This is a genomic window from Acidithrix sp. C25, assembly GCF_904848545.2.
Genome location: NZ_CAJHCI020000006.1, coordinates 451,825 through 474,333, shown reverse-complemented (window position 1 = coordinate 474,333; position 22,509 = coordinate 451,825). Strand labels below are relative to the sequence as shown.

Annotated in this window: 14 protein-coding genes and 1 pseudogene; 7 read left to right on the top strand and 8 right to left on the bottom strand. The window is 47.4% G+C overall.

Features of this window, described 5'->3' with window-relative positions; genetic code table 11:
- Positions 1 to 325: 325 nt before the first annotated feature.
- From ACIDITHRIX25_RS71260 to ACIDITHRIX25_RS71245, 4 genes are all read right to left on the bottom strand, one after another.
- Entirely contained in the window at positions 326 to 907 is a 582-nt protein-coding gene (locus ACIDITHRIX25_RS71260; protein WP_052605825.1) for a TMEM165/GDT1 family protein, read from the bottom strand.
- Between the two features lie 212 nt (positions 908 to 1,119).
- Positions 1,120 to 2,979: an FAD-binding protein gene (locus ACIDITHRIX25_RS71255; RefSeq protein ID WP_201732413.1), complete on the bottom strand. Its 1,860-nt coding sequence runs from the start codon at positions 2,977 to 2,979 to the stop codon at positions 1,120 to 1,122.
- Positions 2,980 to 3,798: 819 nt separating this feature from the next.
- A complete protein-coding gene (locus ACIDITHRIX25_RS71250; RefSeq protein WP_201732412.1) occupies positions 3,799 to 4,851 on the bottom strand; it encodes a zinc-dependent alcohol dehydrogenase family protein in 1,053 nt (350 codons plus the stop codon).
- Between the two features lie 1,977 nt (positions 4,852 to 6,828).
- Positions 6,829 to 7,092, bottom strand: a complete 264-nt coding sequence (locus ACIDITHRIX25_RS71245) for a hypothetical protein (protein WP_152626029.1) — start codon at positions 7,090 to 7,092, stop codon at positions 6,829 to 6,831.
- Between the two features lie 1,202 nt (positions 7,093 to 8,294).
- Here ACIDITHRIX25_RS71245 and ACIDITHRIX25_RS71240 point away from each other — a divergent pair.
- The 3 genes and pseudogenes from ACIDITHRIX25_RS71240 to tnpA form a co-directional block, all read left to right on the top strand.
- Positions 8,295 to 8,450 carry a hypothetical protein gene (locus ACIDITHRIX25_RS71240; RefSeq protein ID WP_201732411.1) on the top strand — a complete coding sequence of 52 codons (156 nt, stop codon included), beginning with the start codon at positions 8,295 to 8,297 and terminating at the stop codon, positions 8,448 to 8,450.
- A 242-nt stretch (positions 8,451 to 8,692) separates the two neighbouring features.
- The gene (locus tag ACIDITHRIX25_RS71235; RefSeq protein WP_201732410.1) at positions 8,693 to 9,718 is read left to right on the top strand and encodes an IS630 family transposase; all 1,026 of its coding nucleotides are present in this window, start codon (positions 8,693 to 8,695) and stop codon (positions 9,716 to 9,718) included.
- 250 nt (positions 9,719 to 9,968) lie between these two features.
- Positions 9,969 to 10,265, top strand: a pseudogene (gene tnpA, locus ACIDITHRIX25_RS71230) (IS200/IS605 family transposase); the annotation flags it as partial.
- Between the two features lie 455 nt (positions 10,266 to 10,720).
- Here the strand turns inward: tnpA and ACIDITHRIX25_RS71225 are convergent.
- Positions 10,721 to 11,584 (bottom strand): 1,4-dihydroxy-2-naphthoate polyprenyltransferase, encoded by an 864-nt coding sequence (locus ACIDITHRIX25_RS71225; protein ID WP_052605818.1) that lies wholly within the window; start codon positions 11,582 to 11,584, stop codon positions 10,721 to 10,723.
- 123 nt (positions 11,585 to 11,707) lie between these two features.
- On the bottom strand, positions 11,708 to 12,550 hold the full coding sequence (gene menB, locus ACIDITHRIX25_RS71220) for a 1,4-dihydroxy-2-naphthoyl-CoA synthase (RefSeq protein ID WP_052605817.1): 843 nt from the start codon (positions 12,548 to 12,550) through the stop codon (positions 11,708 to 11,710).
- Between the two features lie 239 nt (positions 12,551 to 12,789).
- Between menB and ACIDITHRIX25_RS71215 the strand changes: the two genes are divergently transcribed.
- A complete protein-coding gene (locus tag ACIDITHRIX25_RS71215; protein WP_201732409.1) occupies positions 12,790 to 13,926 on the top strand; it encodes an AMP-binding enzyme in 1,137 nt (378 codons plus the stop codon).
- A 1,295-nt stretch (positions 13,927 to 15,221) separates the two neighbouring features.
- Here ACIDITHRIX25_RS71215 and ACIDITHRIX25_RS71210 read toward each other — a convergent pair.
- Positions 15,222 to 15,986, bottom strand: coding sequence for an SDR family oxidoreductase (locus ACIDITHRIX25_RS71210; RefSeq protein ID WP_052605209.1), 765 nt, complete (start codon positions 15,984 to 15,986; stop codon positions 15,222 to 15,224).
- A 247-nt stretch (positions 15,987 to 16,233) separates the two neighbouring features.
- On the opposite strand from ACIDITHRIX25_RS71210, the gene ACIDITHRIX25_RS71205 reads away from it, so the two are divergent.
- From ACIDITHRIX25_RS71205 to ACIDITHRIX25_RS71195, 3 genes are all read left to right on the top strand, one after another.
- On the top strand, positions 16,234 to 18,255 hold the full coding sequence (locus ACIDITHRIX25_RS71205; RefSeq protein ID WP_201732408.1) for a thioredoxin domain-containing protein: 2,022 nt from the start codon (positions 16,234 to 16,236) through the stop codon (positions 18,253 to 18,255).
- Between the two features lie 103 nt (positions 18,256 to 18,358).
- Positions 18,359 to 19,009 (top strand): hypothetical protein, encoded by a 651-nt coding sequence (locus ACIDITHRIX25_RS71200; RefSeq protein WP_201732407.1) that lies wholly within the window; start codon positions 18,359 to 18,361, stop codon positions 19,007 to 19,009.
- Between the two features lie 204 nt (positions 19,010 to 19,213).
- Positions 19,214 to 19,804, top strand: coding sequence for a peroxidase-related enzyme (locus ACIDITHRIX25_RS71195; RefSeq protein WP_201732406.1), 591 nt, complete (start codon positions 19,214 to 19,216; stop codon positions 19,802 to 19,804).
- 48 nt (positions 19,805 to 19,852) lie between these two features.
- Here the strand turns inward: ACIDITHRIX25_RS71195 and ACIDITHRIX25_RS71190 are convergent, their stop codons facing one another.
- Positions 19,853 to 21,988, bottom strand: coding sequence for an acetate--CoA ligase family protein (locus tag ACIDITHRIX25_RS71190; RefSeq protein WP_201732405.1), 2,136 nt, complete (start codon positions 21,986 to 21,988; stop codon positions 19,853 to 19,855).
- Positions 21,989 to 22,509: the final 521 nt, after the last annotated feature.

Here is a 22,509-nt window from a genome sequence, read left to right as displayed (position 1 = left end):
CAAACAACCTCATTTGGTTGTCTTTTACTAAAGATTACAAAACCTATCGCCAATAGATTATACACAAGTTAAGCAATAGCCGATTCAAGGCAATCACGCTTCCAAAAGATGGTCCATGTTGCGGCGAACTCTTCGCTTCTATGCAGTTGGACAGGTGGGCGCTGTGGCTAAATGATTAGTTTCGCGACGAAAAGTTAAAACAGATGTAATGCCAACTACAAAGCTACCTAAGTAGGTATTGGCAAGCTGGCGGGGACTGTGGTGGGGCCTTAACTAGCGGAGTCCGTCGAATAGGATAACCAATCAGATAGAAGCCGAAGCGCCACTATTGAAACAGACTTAAAATACCAGCCACCACCAATGCCCCACCCGCGAATATTTCAAGCCTTCTCTCTGGTATCCGATCCAATACAACCGAGGCCCCTAAGGCAACCGACAATGCAAGAAGCAGCCCACTAACTGCACCAAGGCCGACCATAAGTGTCGAATTGAATCGAGCTGTCAAACTTATGGTGGCAAGTTGAGTGATGTCGCCAAATTCAGCGATAAAAACAATCAAAAAGGCCGCTACTAGTTGCGATTGGCCTCGCACCTTTTCTCTAACCCATGCGGTTGAAGTTGCATCCTCTTCTTTATTTCTGATCGCGCGATACAATACGACTCCGCCAAGAATAAAAAAGCATGCAGTCGAGACGTCGACAACTAGTGTGCGAGCCAACGTTCCCACCAATCGGCCAGCAACGATCGAAATTATTGTTTGTGAGATAAAGGCTAGACCTGCGCCTATAAATAGCTTGGTGCGCGAAAAAGATCGAGCAAGAATAATCGTCGAGATCATCGTCTTATCTGGAAGTTCTCCAACGAAGATCACTACCAGACTTGTGAGATAGATACCCAGATAAGACACAAAAACAGCCTAACCCTACTATTGAAGAGTTGTGACAATCGACCAAAACTTCGTTTGGATGCGATAGTTAATAATACATTGCAGGACTTTATGGCTTTAGCCGGCAATTAGGCTACCAGGACACAAAAATCTCATCGAAGAGGTTAGGCAGACCAGCAAAGATACCGTTCTAAGCGCTCAATAAGTTGACGTCGATCGAATGGTCTACAACTTTATAACGGGCCTTCCATAAGCACTCTCGAGAACTCGCGATAAAGAGCTGGCATCATTACACGAAAGTCTGCGACCACTGAAAAATCGCAATGGTCAAAGATCGGCGCTGAAGGATTGGGATTAATTCCAACTATCGTATCAGCTCCGACAACCCCTATCATATGGTTCAATTTACCCGAAATACCAATTGCCATATATAGATCAGGGCTAACAAAAGATCCCGTTATTCCGATCTGGCGGGTTCTGGGCATCAGGCCCTTGTCAGTTACGCGTCTACTCGCACCAATTGATGCCCCCAATAGGTCAATTACTGGATCCAAGCTAAGGTAGTCTCCACCTTCAACACCGGCACCAACGCCAATGATAATGGGGGCATTTTCCAAAACCCCGTAGTCATCAAGATGGCTACGTACGCCAAACACAATCGACGATAGCCCTTTACTCTCCACAACATGTCGTTTGGCTATCCGTCTTGGAGCGGTCCCCAAGGCCCTTAGAGCCGGACGCAATGTTGCAAGAGTTGTGGGTGACAGCGCTTCAATCAATGCGATTGTGGATCCACCAAAGGCGGGCTTATGGCCAATTATTCGGCCGTTTGTTACTTCAAGATCTATACAGTCACCGATCATCCCATACGAGCCGATAACACCCACCCGGGCTAAAGTTTCGGTAGTAGCAGTGGTCGAAAGGGCCAAAAGTGCGCGCGTTGGATGTTGGCTCATCCATTGACTCAGATACTGTGCGCATTCCAAGGGAGCGAAGCCGCCTTTTAACAAAAAGACTTCATCTGCGTTTATCTGGCTGATCTCTCTAGGAGTCACATTACCCACGACAAAGGCGACCAATGAAGCACCAAAGGAAGTCGCAACCTCACCCGCACGCGCAGTGAGCGCACGTGATTGCTCGACAAAACCACCGGGGATCAATACCGCCACGTAATCCTGAGACTGCTGCGTATCCAAATTCATATCATCGAAGGCAAAAGAAACTTCGTCCCAATCATCTTCACAAGAATCATCCTGGGAAGATTCGCTAACAAGAGAATTCTTAACGAGATCCGGTGACCCCGAACGAGCAACGATAGAGCGAAATGCGCCTCTTTCGTATAGTTCACTTGCGAGTTCCATGGAAATTTCATCGACAGATCCGATCAAGCGCTTCCGCATGCGAATTGAACTATGAACCTTGGTCCCCACTACCGCTGTCATTGACGATGGAACTTCTTTCTCAAAAAAGCCAAGTTCCTCAGCGCCAAGCACAGTCACCTTGAAGTGGCTAGTTGGATCGAACAACTCTTTTGGAACCTTGGTGGGTTCGCATAATCTTTCTGCAGCACTTATAACTACCGGCAAATCAACCGAGACCTCGCTATATCCCTCGTCGTCCTCTAGGTATGCAAATACCTGGTTGCCTCGAAGGGTTAGCTCCTTGGCAGACATTAAAAAAGGAAGCTTCAGATCTTGGGCAATCTGAGGGGGCACCTGGGAGGTATCTGAATCGATCGAGTTTCTCCCAGTAAGAACGATATCGAATGGACCGAACTTCTCTAGGGCCCGGCCAATGATCTTCGATGTCGCCAATGTATCACTGCCCCTGAAGGAAGGATCGGTTATATGGTAGCCCCAATTTGCCCCGGCTGAAAGCGCCTCAAGAAGCACTTCGAGTGCACTTGTAGGTCCAAAGGTAAAGACTAAACAGGTGCCACCATATTCTTCAACCATGCTTAGCCCTTTGGAGAGGGCTCGGCGGCAATATGGGTTCATCTCTGAAGCGATACCATCACGAAGAATACGACCGTCCTCACCCATAGCCAGTTCAGAAATTGCTGGGACTTGCTTTATCAAAACGGCTATCTTCATCTCGCTAAAAGATCTCCCTGTAATATTGGGTACACATCTTTGCCTGCACTTTCTGCCCAATTCTCCAACCGTCACGATTACCCGAGACAACTAGCCAATCTCCCAATCCCAGTAAGATAGAAAGATCTAGATCGACCATCCATGAAGGCGAAACAGGTCACAAAAGCACAAGTGATACCATTAGCCAAGATGGTATAGATCGCAGTTGAATGTCGGTGGATCAATGAGACAACTTCATCCAGCGATCTGGTGAACAACTTCATAAATTTAAATTTATTAATAGTCATGAGGAACCTGACAATTGGTCTATCCCGATCGCTATCTTGATAACCGAGAGTTAATCCCCTCCAAAATACCTACGTATTTATAGGTACTCTTTGTCTCATCAGTCATCGCTCAATCGCAGCTTCAGTGCTTGAGCTCCTATCCATAGAGATGCAATCTAAATAGGTCGATGGTTGCCCATCGCCTCCATCCAACATGGGTTGGTCGTGCTTTGCTTGGAGTCCTCCCCGAAGCGCCACATCTTTGCCTTGCATTTAGGGTAGAAACCTCGCCTCAGGGATCTTTCTCACTTTCGCGTAGTGAGTGAATCTGGTGATCTAGGGATCATCAATTTGAAGTTCATGACGACCATGTGAGCTACACCGTCAAACATTCAAGTTTGTGTAAAAGCCACCTGGTGAGCGAGAGTTTCAAAACTTTTTCATTCGAGACCCTCGCCCACCGATTGGCGCTAGCCATCGGATGTTAGCCAAGCCCTGTTAGTCAAAGGGCAATAGAGCCAACTCGACAGCAGATCTCGGCCTTAAATGCAACCTATGAAATCATGACCTTCAACGCGTCGTGTTGCGAAGCGTTCGCAAAGACGTCATAGGCCTCTAACATCTGATCGAACGAGAATTCATGGGTAATGAACTTATCGATCGGCAAGATGTGCTGGCTTACGAGCTTTAACAACATACCAAGGGTGTTCGTATTCACAAGGCCCATCGAAATATCAATATTCTTGATCCACAAATCTTGAAGCGCAAGCTCGACCGCCTTGCCATGCACACCAATATTAGCAACACTACCACCAGGGCGAACGATCTCCGTGGCCATGGTAAATGTGCCAGGAAGCCCAACGGCTTCGATGGCGACATCGACTCCCGCTCCATCGGTCAACGCTAAGACTTGTTCCTTCCAATCAGCATCGGTTGAGTTCACCGTCTCAGTCGCGCCGAACTCCAATGCACGCTTTAGGCGAGATTCATCTAGATCAATAGCGATAATCTTTGAGGGGCCGTAAAGACGAGCGGTCATAACCCCAGCTAATCCGACAGGTCCAGATCCGATCACAGCAATTACATCGCCAGGGCTCACATGGCCGTACTGAACTCCAATCTCAAATCCCGTTGGCAAAATATCCGACAATAAGATGCCCTCAGCTACCGATACGCCCTCTGGAAGTTTATAGAGCGAATTCTCAGCAAAGGGAACTCGAACATACTCGGCTTGAGTCCCGTCGATCATATACCCAAAGATCCAGCCAATCCCCGCGAGTCCCTCTGTATCAAGACAGTGGCTATAAAGACCCTGTCGACAGTTGGAGCACTTGCCGCAAGAGCTTACGCACGACAAAATTACTCGATCCCCAACGCTAAATCGCTCAACGTCAGTTCCTACCTCAACGATGTCACCAACTCCCTCGTGTCCAAGAATCCGACCAAGTTTAACTTCAGGGACGTCGCCCTTTAGAATATGAAGATCCGTACCACAAACAGTGGTGGCGACCATCTTTACAATTACATCGGTCGGCTGCAGAATTACAGGGTTTGGAACCGTGTCCCAGCTAACTTTGCCAGGACCTCTATAGATAAGTGCTTTCATGACTGCCTTCCTTTGGAGTCGATGGGTGACACCATTTATCCAGCTCTAGTTGCGTCTTAGCAACAACCAAAAGCGAATCGGCACCGAACGCTCCCTACATAACCCAACCATAATTCCGATGCATTGATTAGGGGCTAGCTTTGGTTTCTCTTGTGACAAAGGCCCCTATTCGAGATCTTTGTGCCTCTCGCATCCGGTTAACTGATCAATCTCTCAACCCTCATAGGGGTCAATAGAGTAGATTCCTATCTAATCAGTCCCGACCAAAGAGCCTATGGCCAACAGTCAAAATAGACACCAGCTCCAAAAGTCCCTAGTACTAAAGATAAAAGGTCCCGTTTGATCATTTAGACCATCGCGACCTTTTGGTTTTTTGATGTGGATCGATCCTAGGATTATCGTCACCAATGAACCTCTATTTCCACTGCGTTTGTGAGCATCGACATCTGGGATAAGACAAAAAAGAACGACACTTTAACCCATAGTCGCCAGATTTATAATTCACTAACCCTTAGGCCACTATGGTGAACTTAGCCATGCTTGGTAAAGAACAGTATTTGCAAATTTAAAAGGCCGAGCCAGAGACGATTAAGCAGTCAACGTGAGGATGCAACCCTTGGTAGATCCTTTCTCCGAGACGAATCAAACTAATCTCAACTATGGCCAAGCGAGATCGAAGCCACAACTTTAAGTTCTCGCTCCAGAGAGAGAATCTCGAGCGCGAGTTGTGCCAAGTCCAATTCTGACTGGACCTCGATACCAAGCCAAAAGTGACTTCATTGGAGGAACTTTTGGCCCATAGCTACAGTTGAATCCGAGGTCACAGCAAAGTCAGGTCATAAAAATCTGCTCCGCCTATAGTGAAACTAGCTAAAAGCCATAGATGCCTACCTGGTAACGAAATGGACGGCAAAATGACCCACGTTCACCTTCATCCCTTGTTTTGCCTCGATCAATGTCGGCTAATCCGTACCATTGGCTGTACTTAGATTACGCTTGATGCACAGTTTAAACAACTGATCCACAGGAAGAAGAACGAAGGAGATAACGCCTGCCATCCCGAAAGCCAGTGCGAAACCAGCAGGGGTTCTTCTCGGCGATACCACAATGGCCACGAAAACCATGACCACCACAAGCTTCAGAAACTGCCCTGACCGTATTTTATATAACAACTTTTACCCAGCTAACCAAGTCTCCGAATCTAGGTACATTGGCTCACCCGACGTATTCCGAAGAGCTTCACGCACGTAAGGCGCTACTTTTGATGGCCGTGGCGCAAACGTATTAGCTTGCATCCACGATCGAAGCCGCGTGCTGAACAAGTACAAACAAAACGCAAAAAGCTCTATGAATTTTCCTTAGAGTCGCTAACATGTAAAAATAACCCGATCCAAAAATCACATTAATTTTGGACCATTAAATGGGGACCCGCCAGTATGATGAGCAATTGCGGGGTAACCGTTATTCGCTCGTAATTATTTACCACAATGCTCTCAATGTGTCGCTCTATCATAAGCTTCTTCTCCGTTCTCAAATTGGGATGACATTTGCTCGTTGCCTAAAGTCACTTTTGTGGTGAACTCCACAAGCCATTTGATATCTCTAGCCAGAACCGCCTAGCACCAACAGCGATGAAAGCTCAAAGCATTGTGCCCCCGAGCCCTAGCCCTCAGAGTGGGTCTGTGTTTATTCGTGTGCTTAGTTCTCTAATGGATATGTTCTCTAATGGATATATTTTGCAATGGATAGGGCCAAGTCATAAAAAAAGCTGCTAACGGTTATACAAAAGCTAGTGCACAACCATGTAGATCGACTTGATGATAAAAGATTAATGAGATGACCCACGTCTATCTCTCTGCTTATCTTTCACCATTAGTGATGGTTAGTCTCTAGAGATGGCACCTTGTTGTCCGTTCAAGATAAAGGGCTGCTGATCTACTGGTTCCGCTAATGTTTAGGTAGTCCGTTATTCGAGAATCAATTTAATATCTCCGAGTGATAGCGTGTTTTCTTGCGATAGACGACTACCGCCCCTATCATGGTGACTATTCCTATCGCCGCCAATGGAAATGCAACAACGTTTAGCCCCTCGTGGCGAAAAGTATAAGCCACCGAGATCTCTACTAATCCGACGCTCAACCACAGTAAGTGGATCTCGCCGCGTGGGGATCCCCAGTAGTAATTAGACAAAAAGACTGAAACGAATATCGGCGAGACAATCATTCCAAGCGGATGGTGCAACCGAATATCATCAACGACACAAGCTACCAACACTAAAAGTATGATAACGGGAATAAAATCACGTAATTTAATTTTCGTAAGTCCCCTTTACGATTACCAACCGCTCCTGAGATCACAAAAAGTAATTCCTCTAAGCTACGGTAAGAACGGCGTATCATTACCGACCAAAGCAAAGATATAGGCCTCGACTGTCAGGTTTTCGTTGGCTGTAATTCTCGAATAGATCCTCTTCCATCGAGTCGGGAGCCATATCCATATTCTCCTATTGTTAGAATCACTAGAGCACCTATGGAGCTAGCTTCACGAACCTAAGTCACACAATTCGTAATCACTCGTTATTGAACCTTGCTTTCCTCACGAATGTACCAGAAGTTTACTACCAGGCGCCTCTTTTTATGAGATTTGTTTAGCCATAATCATCCCATAATAGGATTAGAAAGTCATTGCGGTCTTTGATGAAGGTTATGGCCCATTCGAGCTGGAGGTAGGGCTATCGAGATGATCAGCCAAATAAAGTCCTTACCTCCGTCCTTGAAGCTTCGTACGTAAAAACCTCTGGTGGTCCGACTCAAAACATTGAGAGCTCAGAGATCTCACAAGACAATCCACTAGCGCACAGCTAAGATAAGTGCATCTCTTTTGGCAGCACTCACCCATTACAAGGTCAACGAGATGCTGGTAATGAATCCTTTCTATTGCCGTCTAGCCCAGCGAATTAGACCGAACTTGGTCGTGCGTCATGAACGAAAGAGGTTGTAAATCCCCTACAAGGCGATAGAAATCGCAGTGCAATTTTGATGATAAGCGACGGACCTTCGCCCTCTGGAATCGCCTTTAGGGAGGAAATTGCCGCCACTATATCGATTAAAATACGGAACACTAGCCAGAGAGCGTTGTCCAAAACGGTACTAAAAAGTTAGAGAAAAGACTCTTTCAAGTGAGAGTTGAAAGACGAGTGAGAACTAACCGTCTTCATTGACTACACCAAGTGTCTCGAAAGAGATTTTACTGATACCAAAACCGGAGAATCACCAACGCTCAGGACAACTTATCAGACTAAGAGCCGTCACGCACCGTCTTGTAAGGGAAATTTAGGTTGAACTATCTGTGATCTTGGTCCCAACACAGTTGTATCTCACCCCCATAGCTTGGGTTAACACTTCAGGGTCAACATTCTTGTTAGACATAAGAGTCCAAAACAGTTGGAATCGCTACGTCAATACGTGGACGGCCTCTTCCTAGTGATAGGTGGAGTTGGCCTTTGGAGATACGCCAACCGTACCCCCTTAAGTACGATAGAGCTGAGAACGATAGAGGGCGGTAGTTCTTCTTGTGCCAAGGAGATCGAACTTTCATAGCTGTTTTGCTATTTGTCCTAAAGGTGGTTATTGCTTCATGCAGATCATGTGCGATTATTTCAGTGGTATGGGCGTGTAGTGGACGATCTTGGCGGTCTAGCGAGTTGAGAAACCTTTGGATGTCGTACTTATTCGCAGAGCGCTTGGCTTTTCACTCTCCTTGACACCTATTCGCATAACACTCTGAAATGCTCCAATGAGCCCTTTTAATTTCTTGTGGGGTGTGTTAATCTTCTCATGACATGCTTACACCCGAGGAACTCGCCACTATTGAAGCATTCATGGCGAAGACTGAAAACATCGACGAATATAAGCGGGCGCTGGCAGTTCTCACCCTTGAAGATGGGAGTCCCCTCAACAGGACAGGCCTCTCTGTCAAGCATGTACAGCGAATTCGACGGTCATTCCGCGGCGTTGGCACTGAGGCATTCAAGGACAAGCGCCATAACAACGCTCCGGTACTTCTCTCAAAGTCTCAAAGAGATGAAGTGGCAATCATGCTCACGACTACAACTCCCAATGACCACGGCTATAGCAGTTCCCCGTTTTGGTCAACACGGATCCTGGCTACAGTACTCAAGCGCAGATACGGTGTTCTCTATGCCTCTAGGACTAGCTATTACGTTCTGTTTCGGGAAAGTAAGTTCAGCTTCCATCTGCCGGGCAAACAGTACGAGAAGGCTGATCCACAAGCGGTAGCTGAATGGAAAGACGAGCAGCAAGAACGTCTGAAAGAGGCATTCTCTGATCCAGATACGGTGATTCTCTGTGAAGACGAGATGGTTCTCACTCAGGCGACAACTACTCAGAAAGTGTGGATACCGAAAGGAACCACACCAGCTGTAATTGAGACCAATGGAACCAGAAAGAACCGGAGCATCTATGGGTTTTTGAACCTCAAGACAGGCAAGGAGCATGCATTTGCAACAGAGCGCCAGACTATGCATGAAACAGCGGCCATACTGCTGGCGATCCGCAAGATCTACCCAAGAGAGAAGATTCTGCTTATATGGGATGGGGCAGGATGGCACAGAGGGAGCGTCGCTCAAGAGGCAATTAGGGAGCATCACATCGAAGCAGTCCATTTCCCTCCGTATTCTCCGCAACTCAATCCCCAGGAACACGTTTGGAAGCAAGGGCGCTCTGCTGTAACCCACAATCGCTTCATTCCCAAGATTGAACCAGTCACAAAGGAATTAGTCGACTATCTCAACACGACGACATTCCCATACTCTTTGCTTGATTTCAAGGAGCAAGTCAGAGTGTGAGCTCTATAGGGCCATGAACCCAATCGACGCCTTGGTTCCATGACAGTGCTGCGCTATGTCTTGATTATGGCATGAGTCGTGAACTAGGCGATCGGATTCGACTATCAAGAAGATGGCCACGATTGCTGTTGTGTACTGTGGGCTTTTACTAACCATTTCTACATCTGAAATATCATTATTTACTAGGTGCTATATTCCATTATATGATCGATGATTGGCGTAACCCAAGGCATGTGGTCTATATCAATTTCGTGCCCACATTGTACTGGTTCCTAAATATCGCCGTTATGTGATGACGAACAGAGTAAGTGACGAGATCAAGTCTGCGATTCTTGAGGTGTGTACTCGTTTTGATTCCATCTCCGATGCTTTTGAGACAGACGGTGATCATGCTCACCTGTCGATAACCAACTCAGCTAAAGTTGCTCTATCGAGACTGGTGATGTCCATGAAGACGCTATCGGCCATGAGAGCAAGCCAAAGAACTGGCCGGAAGCCCAAGATGCTTTGTGGGGAAATCACTTCTGGTCACCCTCATAGTCGATAGTGTCTTGTGGTGGGGCCCCATTAGAGAAAGTGAAGAAGTACGGTGAGAAAGTACATAGAAAACCAGAAACTCCCAAGGAGACAATTGCAAAAGTGGATTTTTACCCGTTTTGGATTTTAAGCTCCGCACTTAATGTCGAATAAGGCATAGTACCTGCATTCTGAGTCAAAAAATACCACCTGAAAGAGTTGATTTACGAATTGCGCAATTGTCCCCGTGCTCACTGCCCATGAGAACCATAAATTCACCGAAGAACCCATAACGCCAAGAGCCCTTTGGAACATTTATTGAAAAGACCCCGTCAAAATAGACCATATAGATGGGTAAAGGCGTCAGGTCAAACCCTTACTCGACAACTCAGAGGTTGCAAAGAAATTCTCGCTATGGAAACTGGATCTTCGTTCAACAATTTGATCTCAACAGATAGCTATTTGAGAGTAGCTATTTGAGAGCAGCTATTTGAGAGCAAGAGCAAGAGTAGCCAAGAGACCAAAGAGAATTTGAAGCCGACCCGTCTTACCCAAAACTGCAATGAGATCTCTTCCTTTGGCTCCATTTAGTACCGAATTAATAGGATCCCAAAGGGGAATCAAAAGTATCAAAAGTATCAAAAGATAGGGAAAGGTCCCAACGAGCAAAAGAGGAAGCAGTACTGCCATTACCATCAACCCGACGTAGAACTTTCGTGTTCTGGTGTCGCCCATCCGCACGGCCAAGGTCGCCTTGCCAGAAGCTTTGTCTGTTGGGATGTCGCGCAAGTTATTTATCACCAGCAGAGCAACTGCCAAAAACCCCGAAGCGCATCCCAAGACCACTGAAGTCAAATCAACCTTGGATACCTGCACGTAGTAGGTGCCCAGAACAGCAACCAGCCCGAAAAAGACAAAGACAAAGACCTCGCCCAAGCCAAGGTAGCCATAAGGATGTTTGCCACCGGTGTAGTACCACCCAGCCAAAATCGCCAAAGCCCCCACGATCAAAAGCCACCAAGCAGCTATCAGCGCCAAGACGCCGCCCGCAACACCTGCTACGCCAAAAAATACCATCGCTGCCAATAGAACTTGCTTTGGAGTTGCCTTCTTGCTCGCGACAAGACGCATTGGGCCAACCCTAACGTCATCAGTGCCCCGCTTACCGTCGGAATAGTCGTTTGCGTAGTTCGTCGCAATTTGAATCGCCAAAGAAACCACAAGAGCCAAAGCTGCTCTATCCCAAACAAAATGACTGCCACTTGCACCACTTGCAATGGCAACTGGTACCAGAGCAGCGGGTAGAGTCCTGGGACGAGCTCCTGCAACCCATTCCTTAGTAGTAGCCACTTAGCTAACCAACCTGACTTGTGAGTAATCGAAACTAGAAAAAGACACCAATAGCACCATAGCCCGAAGAAAAATTCTCACATTTGATAAATGTACAAAAACCCTGCAATCCACGATGAAAAGTTATGGTCTCCTTGGGAATTGATCAAAGTCCGGCTTTCGCTTCTCTTTAAAGGCGTCCCGTCCCTCTTGGGCTTCTTCGGTCATATAAAAGAGCAAAGTGGCGTCGCCGGCCAACTGTTGAACCCCGGCTAAACCATCGTCAGCTGCGTTGAATGAAGCTTTGAGCATTCTTAGAGCCAAAGGCGAAAGATCCAGCATCTCTCGACACCACTTGACAGTCTCCGCCTCTAGGTTCTCTAGAGGTACAACCGCATTTACAAGGCCCCAATCAAAAGCTGTCTGTGCGTCGTATTGACGACAGAGGAACCAAATCTCCTTGGCACGCTTTAGCCCGATCGTTCGAGCCAGCAATGAAGCGCCATAGCCACCGTCAAAGCTACCGACTCTTGGCCCAGTCTGGCCAAACTTAGCATTCTCAGCTGCAATCGAGAGGTCACATACCAGATGAAGGACGTGGCCACCACCAATGGCATAGCCTGCAACCATGGCAACGACGGGTTTAGGAAGTCTTCGAATCTGAACTTGAAGATCCAAGACGTTTAGCCGTCCGATACCCGCTTTTCCAAGCTCATCACTCCCGATATATCCATCCTCGCCCCGGATCCTCTGATCACCACCTGAACAAAAGGCCAGATCCCCTTCGCCAGTTAGAATTATCGCGCCAACGCTCGGATCGTTTCTTGCATCTTCGAAGGCCTTTGCCAGCTCCACCAATGTCTGAGGTCTAAATGCATTCCGAACCTCAGGGCGATTTATGGTGATCTTAGCGATCCCATCCAAATGTTCATACTTGATGTCTACGAAGTCGCCTGCGCTAACCCAGCCAAACAAAGATGAACCCACGATAACTACCCTTCAAATTCAACAACTGCCAACCCGGCAGCTATCAATAACGCTTTAGGGGCAACTCAGCATTCCGAGCCAGCCCATTTTGGCAACAACATAGCTACTTTATGACTTTGACTCAGGCCTTCTAAGACAAATCTGTTTTGATCCAACTCTAATTGATCCATCTCTTATTTGGAGCAAAGAGGCTTTGAATCGGCCGTCAAAAGCAACTTCTACTTATAACCTTAGTTTTTGTGGCACGTCTTATCACCTTTATAGAGTCGCAATCAAATGCTCTAGTCGATGAAATTCATAGATGCTGGGACAAAGGAGATGCAGTCTGCGTTCTAGATCCGAGGGCACCTGCTCCATTTCTTGATGAATTGATCTCTAAAATCGACCCGGATCAGGTCGTGCGGGCTGATGGATCGATTCAAAGGCGGGAAAGAATCCACGATTTAATCGAAAATTGTGCTTTGGTGGCTACAACCTCGGGAACCTCGGGCCATCCAAAAGCCGTTCAACATAGTCATTTGGCAATGGAAGCCTCAGCCCATGCCACTCTCAAGCGAATTGGAGCTCAAATAGGCGATGGCCTTTGGCTCAACGCTTTGCCTATTAGCCACATAGGTGGCTTCTCTACGATCACAAAAGCTCAATACTCACAGATGCCACTTCAAACATTTGAGAGATTTGAATACGATAGATTCACCGAGATTGCCAAGGCAAACAAGGTCTACATGTCTATCGTGCGAGCCAATCTCTCTCAAATCAATCCGGGCGACTTTGAATATCTAATTCTGGGAGCCGGAGTACCTCCTGAAAATGTACCCAGAAACGCCTCTGTTACCTATGGACTGACCGAGACCGGATCAGGATGCGTCTATGACGGAGTCCCCCTCGATGGCGTAGAGGTGAAGATCAAAGAGGACGGAGGAATATTAATAGCCGGCCCGATGCTCGCTAGTTGCTATCGAGACAGTAGTCCTCTAACCGACTCGGATGGATTTTTCCACAGTGGCGACGTAGGGGCAATGATAGATGGAAAACTGACGGTTTGGGGACGAGCGGCCGAGATGATTGTGACCGGAGGCGAAAAGGTTGTGCCATCTCTCCTTGAAGAACGAATTCGAACCCTCGATGCAGTGCTAGACGTTGCGGTTGTAGGCATAGACGACGAGGACTTTGGCCAAATCACGGTTGCCGCACTCATAACAAATGGACCGATCTCCCTATCACAAGTCAAAGATCATGTCCGAGAGGTACTCCCAAGGTATTACGCTCCACGCAAGATTGTAATTTTAGAAAGCCTCCCCAAGACAGCACTTGGCAAGATAAAGAAAAATCAGGTCAGGGAGATAGTCAGCGAAATTCTGGCGAATACCGATTAATTCACCTATTCCAGGAGACTCCACGCCCTTATCTTTGTATCTTTGACCACCTTTACAAAGTTACCCAAAGTTGCGACGCCTAGGGCCAGTGACCACAAGATACTCTTCATCCATAACCGACTGTCAACCATTTTCCGTTACGCTACTAACTAGCGTAACGGTGACTCGCTAGTTTCAATTGGATACTTTAGCGATCCAAATGTCGCCAATATAGGCAAAGACGCGATAGCAGATGAGACCTTCCTTCTCGAACGTCCATTTCGATATGATAAAGCTCAGGTAGTCGAAGCCGAAGAGGACTTGATAAAGGCTTCACCAAAGGCGACAGAGGATTTGATATCTCAGCGCCGAGCGTCTCCTGTCGCCCAAAGAGCTGCATCCTTTCTAAGGAACCCAAAAACCAACACTTACCAAAAGCCAATCAGATGTGATTTATCTGACTTTAATAAATGGGTTGACCCCGTGTGGGGAAGTGAAATTAAAGGATCTACAGATCCGCCAAAATATCTACCTCGAACTAAAAGTTTCCTCAGGAAGCCATCAAGTAATGGCTCTTTAATTTAACAAATCCGCCAAAACAAACCAACAGAACCTGACCACGTCATCATTAGAGGTCAGCCATATATAACGACCTAGGAATCCTCATTTTCACCTCAGTCGAAAGCACTTGGGTCGATTTGGCTTTTATGGTATGAAACCGTAGCGTAAAAACCAAAACAGATATAGAATGCGCGCGTACCATGGCAATCAAAAGAGAGTGCGACGAGAAAGAAAACCAAAACCACGATGGCCCAGAATCTAACAGGGGCAACCCCTAGAACGATAAATCACTCTACCAATGCGCGATGCTCGGTGTCTATTACCTTTCGAACCCATCTGGACCGGGAGCAATTTGTGGGTTTTGCACATAAGGCGAGAGTAATCGCGACATCCTTGGAGCAAACTCTCTAAAGGCAACACGAACACTTCTCAAAGAAAGGATTAGCAAGATCCCAAAATTACAATTCTGGATTATCAGCGTCCGCCTCTTCAAGATATTCACGATATCCCTAGGAGAGATGAAGACAGCTATGGCCAGTGCCACAAATCAACGTCTCCACCTCTCTATTTCACGTCACCTCCAATAGTTCCTTTCCGTAACCCAACGACCAAGGCGAAACCTCACACCAAGCACCACAGTCAATGTCAGGTCTCCAATAGCATGCAGCACCTAGAGGTATTGCACTATATTGAGGGTCCCATCCTGATCGATTGAGGGTCCCATCCTGGTAGGATCAACACGTCGGGGAAAGAAGCTAATTCTGTACGAGTGCTCCTCCATCAACTACCAGAGTTTCACCAGTGATCCAGCTGGCATAGCTACTCGCTAAAAATAACGCAGCACCTGCTATATCAGTGGGTTCACCGATTCGACGCAGCGGAAGACGCGATGCGACTGAATTCTCGTGATTTTCCCAAAGCGCCCTAGCAAAGTCGGTCCGAACGAGCCCTGGGGCGATGGCATTCACACGAACATTCGGACCAAGCTCATTCGCCAACTGCTTGGTAAGATGGATGACTCCGGCTTTGGAGATGTTGTAATATCCGATTGCTGGCTCGACGCCCATGCCACCGATCGAAGCAATATTGATGATATTGCCGGGAGTGGTCTTGTCCATCCAACACTTTCTATATGCCGCTTGACTGTACAAAAGTGGTGCTCGTAGGTTGACCTCTATGATTTTGTCCATGCGCTTTGCATCAATGTCGATCAAAGGACCAAAATAAGGGTTCGTAGCGGCATTGTTTACCACAACGTTTACATGGCCAAAATGCTCAACCGTCTCGCTGACCACTCGCTCTGGCTCATCAGGATCACTTGCATTTGAAGCGACGAAAGAGATGTTTGAGGCATCGATTCCGCTGGCTATCTCGGCAGCTGCCACTTCTAGGGCATCAGCTTTTCTCGATGTAATCATTACTCGAGCGCCAGCCTGGGCGAAGGCAGTGGCTATCGCCTTGCCAATTCCTCTAGAACCACCGGTAACAAGCACAACCGAATCATTAAAAGTTATTTCCATAGTTAAAAACAATGGCACAAACCAGAAGCCAGCGCTTGAACTTTATAAAGAAGTGACCCAATAGCTCCAAAAAATAGCCTCCTAAGCGGCAACCATCTACGAACTATCGCACAAGCTCAATTAGCATGTTAAGCAAACCTCCACCTCATGGATCCATACTTGGATCATTGACGTGAGAAAAAATATCTAGAAATTCTCAAGCACTATTGCCTAGACTGTGTTGGGCAATAGACACGGAGTCGCACAAGTGGTAAGTAATCGATTATCCAATTCACAAAGTGAATACCTTCTACAGCACGCAAATAACCCTGTCGATTGGTGGCCTTGGTCTCAAGAGGCCTTAGACAAAGCCAAGGAACTAGACCTGCCGGTCTTTCTATCCATTGGCTATTCAGCGTGTCATTGGTGTCATGTGATGGCCCATGAATCCTTTGAAGACCCCGAGATTGCTGGCATCCTCAATGAAAACTTCATCTCGATCAAGGTCGACAGAGAAGAACATCCCGATGTCGATGCCATCTACATGGAAGCAGTTCAATCCATGACCGGCCACGGTGGTTGGCCCATGTCTGTCTTTTTAATGCCAGATGGACTACCTTTTTATGGCGGTACCTACTTCCCGCCCAAAGAGGGCACCCAAATGCCGAGCTTTCGTCGAGTCCTTTTGGAGCTCTCTCGCCTCTACAAAGAGTCCCGGGGAGAAGTTGAATCCCAAGCGCAATCACTTCGAGCATCGATTGCAGCACGTTCTACCCTTCAAAATAACGGATCGATAGAGACCCTCGATACCGAGAAACTTACCCGCGACTTCTGCGACGCCCTCTATCGGATCTACGACGACCAATGGGGCGGAACAGCTAGAGCACCTAAGTTTATCCAACCACACCTCTGGCAAAGCGTTCTCGACATCGCACTGATGTCGAGAGAAGTTGATGTCTCCAAGGATCTCATGAACGCCCTGACCACGACCCTCGATGCGGTAATTGCAGGTGGGATCTACGACCATCTTGGCGGTGGCTTTGCGCGATACTCAACAGATGCATTTTGGATGGTGCCACACTTCGAAAAGATGCTCTATGATCAAGCCCTAAATAGCAGACTTTACCTGAGAGCCTATCTTGCAAGCAAAAATCAAAACTACCTAAGAACAACTGTAGAAACTTTAGACTTTGTAATCTTAGAGATGTCTCGCTCCGACGGCCTTTTTGCCTCCAGCTTCGATGCTGACAGCGATGGAGAAGAGGGAGCATTTTATATCTTCCGAATCGAAGAGGTACGCGAGACCCTAAGAGACAAAGCTGAAGAATTTATTTCCGCCTATGGCATAACGCACTCTGGGAACTTCGAGGGGCGCAACATCTTACATCGCCCAGATCGTGATGACCTTGCCACAACTCCACAAATTGACGAAGCACGTCAGCTTCTTCTAGCACTTCGAAATAGTCGAAATGCCCCTCGAAAAGATTCAAAAGCTGTCTTAGAGTGGAACGCGATGATGGTTGCCACCTTGGCGGAAGCTGGCTTTTACCTCAATAGGCCCGACTATCTAGAGAGAGCTAGAGCGGTCTTTCTGCACTTATTCGACTCCTGCAACCTAAGTGGCCAAGGATTACGGCTAGCGCCATCTGGCGAGAACTACTCAAAAGCTCCTGCTGTACTTGGCGACTATGCCCAAATGCTAAATGCCGCTCTAGCGCTAGTCCAATTTGGTGGTGACTTTGCGATCATTGAATATGCCGAAACGATCTTCAATAAGATGACCCAGGAATTTTTCGACCCTGAATCTGGAAACTTCAACACAACCGCGCGTTCCTCTACGCAGTTGATCGCACAGTCCAACGACATCTTCGATTCAGCCTATGAATCTGCTACATCCACCATTATCTCTAGCTTAATTTCCCTTAGCGAACTCCTTGGTGACGAAGAACCAATGACCCTAGCAATGGGGTTGGTCGAAAACTTAGCGGAGATGACCACCAAACACCCAAGTGCCTTTCCTGTGGTAGTTAGGGAGTTGGCCAAGCTGGGCGCAGGAATTGGTCAACTAGTTGTAGTGGGTACACAAGATGAGCTCCTTGCGTCAGTGAGAAGTCAGTACATACCAAACCTATACATCACATATGGCTCGGGCGGAATTGGTCCACTTTGGGAGGGCAAAGTTGATTCTTATGCCTATCTCTGCAAAGACTTTACCTGCTCAGCTCCGACTAACGATCCAAAATCTCTAGCCGAGCAATTGCATGCGATGCGCGAAGGACAATCAGCCTGAGCAGATTAGCCATTTGGCATGGATCAAGTTCTACCTTGAGCGAATCCCGCCAACGAGAACAGCCGACCAATCTATTGAAAATTTCCGTTTGAGGTGAGAAATAATGCCCGCTAAGCACCAAATACAAGTAAATACCATCGACTTTGTGCACCTTGGTCGACTCGGATCTGAGGTCTTTGGATTAAACCTTAAAAGTGGATTCATAAACCGAATCGAACTCGATGAAAATGAGGTGCCATTGGGCCTCCATACCTATCAGACCTATCGACTAGATGGCATTCAAAGAGATCGCCCACCAGATGCTTCCCGCCCTGATGTAATCTTCGGGGGAACCTACAAATTAGCGCCTATCGCAACTAGTCCCAAAAAAATTACCACATCGATTGAGCGAAATCTCCTGGCCCAGGGGATGAAGATTTTGGGTGGCTTGGGACCTTCGATTGCCTATGCTCAACTGAGTGGCAACTTCGCATCAACCACGATAATACAAGTTGACAAGCATGTGGCCATGGAGAGAAATCAGAAATCTGGCCTCTTAGGTGTAACATTCCCATTCGGCCCCAGCGTCCACTTCTTCCCAGTTAGAGATCCGCGTGTGATTGCAACCTACCCCAATGAGTTGCCTCGCCTCGAAAACTCCAAAGAGATCGAATCGCACCTTGGATATCGACCACACTTCCTCCTGCTAGCACTAGCCCGGGTAAACAAAGGCTATTGCAAAAAGGTAGTAGTCTCGGTTTTACCAGAACCATAGCAGATCACTGGGTATACATAGTCACTGCGTGCAACTACCTCCTTCGAAGTAGGAGTTCGGGGCTCCGGCGCAAAAAGGATGAAGAGAGAGCCAAGAATGCCCAGCGAAAGAGGCCATAGCCATAGCGGCTAATTTATAAAATTTTAATGCACTATTTTAGAAATTAGATAAAGAGCCAATTATTAAAGAGCAATAGGAGCGACAATGAGCCAATCCAGTCCCTACTTCACAACTGCACTAGCAGACCTATCCACCCTAGATAAAGATATTGCTCAAAGAATCACCGAAGTAGAGGCTAAAAGTGGCTTCATTCCCAATGTCTTTTTAAAGCTCGCCCTACGACCCGATGAATTTAGAGCCTTTTTCGCCTATCACGATGCATTGATGTTGCGCGATTCGGGACTCTCCAAAAAAGAGCGAGAGATGATCGTGGTCGTCACCTCAGCGAAGAACAACTGTCTCTACTGTGTTATAGCTCATGGTGCTATTTTGCGGATCTACTCCAAAGACCCAACTATCTCCGATGCCGTGGCGATCAACCATCGCCTTGCACCACTAAGCCAAAGAGAGGTCGCCATCTGCGAATTTGCCCTCAAGGTTGCTGATAATGCAGATCAAATTACCACCGACGACTACGCGCTCTTGACCGAGATCGGTCTAAGCGACGATGACATCTGGGATATAGGTGCAATTACCGCATTCTTTGCTTTGTCGAATCGACTGGCAGGTTTTACCCAAATGAAGCCCAATGAAGCTTTTTATACAATGGGAAGATCATTCACAAAGAAAGACTAATCACTCTAAACGACCTCTAAAAGTCCCTTGGAACCTTGGAAAAATTACTCACGAAGGAACCTTTTCTGGGGCCAAGACGACGAGCGCATCTAAAACTATGGGATCCTTGTCTCGTTGGCGAAAGAGGACCGGATTTAAATCTATCTCAGAGATTCGCTTATTTGAGACCACTATCTTTGAGAGGGTCACCATCAATTGAGCCAATCCCTCAAAGTCGTAATCTCGAGCTAGAACCCCACTTCGGATAGCTTTACCAAATTCGGTCCTTTCAATCGCTGAGATCGCCCCTTGAAGTGTTATCGGAGCTAGGCGAATTTGAATATCACTAGAGGTCTCCGCCATGACTCCCCCGCTTCCCACCATGATCACACATCCATAGTCGCGGTCACGTCGAACCCCCAATATCACCTCAAGCCCCTCCGAGACCATAGGCTCAACCACGAAACCTCTGATCTCAGCACCAGAAACTCGTCTAGCCACCTTGCCCATCATCTCATAACAAGCGTGTTCGAGTTCTCGTTTGCTATTTATGGAGAGCATCACCCCTCCAACCTTTGCTTTGTGTGGCACTTGCGGGGAGTCAATCTTCAAGACAATCGGAAAGCCGATCTCTTGGGCAGCTTTAAGGGCCTCCTGCGGGGAGGTGGCTCGAATCGCCATCACAGTTGAGATCCCACAAGATCTAAAAAACGAGAGGCTAGCCACCTCAGGCACGACTTCGGCCCCAGCTTGGCTAGCGACCAATAAGTCAAAAAGTGCTTCAATATGAGGATCACCCTGCCATGCCAGCGATTCGATCGGACGAGCTAAAGTTTCACTTACCTCATAGAGCGAGCGAACCAGTTTTACCGCTTTGGCTGGATTAGTCAAAAACGGAACCTTAGCTTGCAAGAGAAGCTTCTCAAGCGGCGGGGTCGTCAAGCCCACTAAAAAATGGGGAGCTCCGCCCTGCGTCGACAGCGTAGAAATAGTCTCTAGCACTGGAGCTGCAATTGTTTCATCGAGAGCGGTGTGGCCGACGAAGGTGACGAATGCATCATAAAGATTGCTATCGGACAATTTTGTTAGAAACTGTCCACCCAGGGTTGGGTCATTTATGAACTGACCGGTAAAGTCAACTGGGTTGTCTAGTGCAGCATAGGGAACGAGCGCACTGAGATGGTCCTTGACCTCAGGAGAAGGTGACGGCAGAGCTAAATCGGCCTCACCAGCGGCATCTGCCATCAATATCCCAGCACCCCCAGACATAGTCAAAAGGCAGAGATTCTTACCCTTGGGATATGCACCCAGAGAGATACCCTGGATCAGATCGATCATCTCATCAAGGTCAGAAACGCGATAGCCACCATAGTGTTCGACGAAGGCACTAAAGACCTGATCGTCTCCAGCCATCGATCCAGTATGGCTTATTGCCGCCCTGGCGCCAGCTTCGGTGACGCCGGCCTTCATCAATACCACCGGCTTTTTCGCATCATGGGCCTTGATCAGGGCACTTCGAAGACGATCGCAGTCCTGCACGCCTTCGATGTATCCTCCAATTACGCTTATCTCATCGAGATCCGCCATATATTCGATAGCATCCGCCACCGAAACCTGGGCTTCATTTCCAGTTGCCACCCATAGGTTGATCCCAAGACCCCTGCGGCTTACCAGGGTCAAAAAATAGGAGCCAAAGGCACCGCTTTGACAGGCAAAGCCAATATTTCCGCCTTTGATGAGATCAAGATCGAGAGCCGCTGTGAAAGAGGCCATGGCTTTGGCTTTTTGGTTGATTACTCCCAAACAGTTAGGGCCGAGCATCGCCATTTGATTCGACTGACACAGTGAAGCTATTCGATCCTGAGCAATCCGTCCATCGGAACCAAGCTCCGAATAGCCCGAGGAAAAGACCACAAGGGAACGAGCCCCCGCCATCGCAGCGTCTTCTATAACGCTCTCTACATACCTAGAGCCAACTGCCACTACAACTAAGTCCACTGCCTCTGGAAGGTCAGAAAGGCGCGGATAGGATTTGCGCCCGAGAACTTCGTCATAATTAGGATTTATTGGATAGATAGGCCCCTCAAAGCCCGCCTTGATAGTCGCATTTAGAGGCCGACCTCCAATGCGTTTGGGGTCGTTAGAGGCACCTACGATCGCTATTGACCTTGGACTAAATAGGCCATCCAGAGCTGTACGATCCACTAAAACACTTCCTATTCTACAGAGATACTATTGCGACCAAAGGTATTGCGAAATAACATAGCTTTCGCCGATTAAAAAACCACCGGAAACGCAACGTAATCGGCTTTGACTCTCTCTTTCTGATCCTAAAAGTCACGCCCAATTGATATCCAACCGTGCAATTGTCGATAGAAGTCGGGGTAGATCAAAAAGAAAGCACATCCCGCTCCCCAAAAGGTATCTCAAAAACCAAAGTCAAAGCACCAAGGAGCGATCCCATCACAATTGGTCTTCCACGGGCGGAAAATCTCTATTCCAATCAATTAGCGAAGGCTCTTCTTATCCAAAGTTAAAAAGGTTCCAAGACCTCTCATCACCACCTTGGCTTTAGCCAAGAATCGAAGATATCACGCCGCCAATGGCGACATGCATGCCAAAGAAAGTCGCCATGCTAAAATAGCTGACAGAACTTTAAAGGTATCAACGCACCTGATAGGCGTATTGGCATTTTGATAAACCCTAATATACGTAAATATGATTGC

What these genes read in the sequence shown, in the direction of transcription:
- ACIDITHRIX25_RS71250 (WP_201732412.1), bottom strand. Translation starts at nt 4,851, where the DNA reads ATGAAAGCACTTATCTATAGAGGTCCTGGCAAAGTTAGCTGGGACACG.
- ACIDITHRIX25_RS71255 (WP_201732413.1), bottom strand. Translation starts at nt 2,979, where the DNA reads ATGAAGATAGCCGTTTTGATAAAGCAAGTCCCAGCAATTTCTGAACTG.
- ACIDITHRIX25_RS71210 (WP_052605209.1), bottom strand. Translation starts at nt 15,986, where the DNA reads ATGGAAATAACTTTTAATGATTCGGTTGTGCTTGTTACCGGTGGTTCT.
- ACIDITHRIX25_RS71195 (WP_201732406.1), top strand. Translation starts at nt 19,214, where the DNA reads ATGAGCCAATCCAGTCCCTACTTCACAACTGCACTAGCAGACCTATCC.
- ACIDITHRIX25_RS71200 (WP_201732407.1), top strand. Translation starts at nt 18,359, where the DNA reads ATGCCCGCTAAGCACCAAATACAAGTAAATACCATCGACTTTGTGCAC.
- ACIDITHRIX25_RS71235 (WP_201732410.1), top strand. Translation starts at nt 8,693, where the DNA reads ATGCTTACACCCGAGGAACTCGCCACTATTGAAGCATTCATGGCGAAG.